We start from the raw sequence: 1804 nt of genomic DNA on the forward strand, positions 1-1804 counted from the left end.
AAACGGCACTGTGGTGGATTCAGCATATCATCCTATCATTTTATTAAGCAACAGACTCAAATCAAGAACTGTGGTATTTCTTAGGAACAATGTGGCACCTGATGTCAATTGCAGTTTTACCTGCATATTCCGGCGGATACCCGTTCAGCATTTCCGGTGATATCCGTTCAGTCCCCAGTTAGTATTCAGTGTTGTTGGCAAAGTTAATACTTCTTTCTTAGGCTCTCTCCTTTAAGGTCAAATTTTATTGCCTTATGCACGATTCTGTCCAGACAGGCTTCCGCAATGAGCTCGCTTTGGAACACATCATACCAGTCTGCAACGGGAAGCTGGCTGGCCAGGATGAGTGCCTTCCGGTTGTACCGGTCATCTATGATCTGTTCAAAGTCATGCTGTATCTGGCCGTCCAGCTTGACCATCCCAAAGTCATCGATAATCAGCAGGTCATGTGCGTTCAGCTTCCGGAAGAAGTTTGTTTCCCGTCCTTCCAGATGTGCAAGCTTCAGGTTCTCGATGAGCATGTTCATCGTGAAGTACAGTACCTTCCGGCCGTTCCTGCATGCCCTGTCACCCAGGGCACAGGCAAAGTAGGACTTCCCGGTTCCTGCCGGTCCGGTAATGATGACCGTCATTCCGCCCGTGATGTAATTTCCGGTTGCAAGGTCGGCTGCAGAGCAGGTCTGTATGCCCCTTGCCGTGTCCGTTTCAAGTTCTTCCATCGAGGCTCTCAGACGGAAGCCGGCATTCTTTATAAGACGCTGGATGCGGTTGTTCCCTCTCGTGTCACGTTCGTACTGGAGCATGATCTGCATGCCTTCACGCAGGGTAAGCTTGTCCAACTGATGTGTTTCTTCCAGAGAGCTCCAGCAGCTTGCCATTCCCGGAAGCTTCAGCTCGTGCAGTGTTCTTTCTGTTTCGTTGCTCATAATCATTTATTGTTGTTGGTTTATGTCATTTCCTGTAAAATAGTCTTTTCCGCGCATGTTCCCGTGGTTTGACGGTGTAGGCGCATGGAAGATTACCGTCTCGTCTGCGGATGCATTCATGCCGTTACGTCTGAGTATGGCTTCAAACTTGCTGTAGGAGTAAATACCGTACTCCATGCACTGACGGCAGGTAAGGTCAAACGTGGCAAGGTCATACTTCCTTCTGAGGCTGACTATGGAGTTGCACAGCTTGTAATACACCTCTTCAGGCTGTGCGGTACGTTTGGGGTCAAAGATTCTTTTTACATATTCATGGCAGTCAGGTGATATATCTTTTGCTTTCTCCACATAATAGGCTGCCGAACGCTCCATAATCACCCTGCAGCTGGATGCGAGATGTTCCCTGACTGTGGTATAGCCGTATGTATGGCTGCGGATATGTGAGGCCACCAGTTTCTGCTCCACATAGACCTTGACCCATGAACGCGTAAAGACTACTCTTGCCTGTTTTCCTACATGGATATAGGGGACGGAGTAAAAATGGGTCACCTTGTCCTGTCTCAGCTCCACATGGCAGTTTGCCTGTACTTTCAGATCGGCATACAGGCGCATCTCATAGGGTTCCGGTTTCAAGGGTTTCAGCAGCTCCTTCTCCATGGCATGAAAACGCTCCTCACGGCTGTAGGGACGCTTCTGCATACGGGTCTGGTTGTGCCTTTCCATCAGCTCCCATACGGCACGGTTCAGTTCCAGGAGTGAATGGAAGTACGGTTACGCAATCTGGCATAGACACGGTTATATGTAATCCTTACGGAGTCCTCTACCAGAGCCTTCTGTGTCGGCGATGCCGGGTCGCATGGCAGTACCACGAAATGGTA

2 protein-coding genes are annotated in these 1804 nt (G+C 49.5%); both read right to left on the reverse strand.

The window, feature by feature from the left end:
- Window positions 1-203: 203 nt before the first annotated feature.
- A complete protein-coding gene (gene istB / locus BACCOP_RS03790) occupies window positions 204-926 on the reverse strand; it encodes an IS21-like element helper ATPase IstB (protein WP_040311749.1) in 723 nt (240 codons plus the stop codon).
- 6 nt (window positions 927-932) lie between these two features.
- Window positions 933-1649 carry a Mu transposase domain-containing protein gene (locus BACCOP_RS03795; protein WP_007566522.1) on the reverse strand — a complete coding sequence of 239 codons (717 nt, stop codon included), beginning with the start codon at window positions 1647-1649 and terminating at the stop codon, window positions 933-935.
- Window positions 1650-1804: the final 155 nt, after the last annotated feature.

It is taken from the genome of Phocaeicola coprocola DSM 17136, from assembly GCF_000154845.1.
In the GTDB taxonomy this organism is placed as follows: domain Bacteria; phylum Bacteroidota; class Bacteroidia; order Bacteroidales; family Bacteroidaceae; genus Phocaeicola; species Phocaeicola coprocola.

Excerpts from the sequence above, each read along its gene's own strand:
- istB (WP_040311749.1), bottom strand. The coding sequence starts at position 926 with ATGAGCAACGAAACAGAAAGAACACTGCACGAGCTGAAGCTTCCGGGA.
- BACCOP_RS03795 (WP_007566522.1), bottom strand. The coding sequence starts at position 1,649 with ATGGAAAGGCACAACCAGACCCGTATGCAGAAGCGTCCCTACAGCCGT.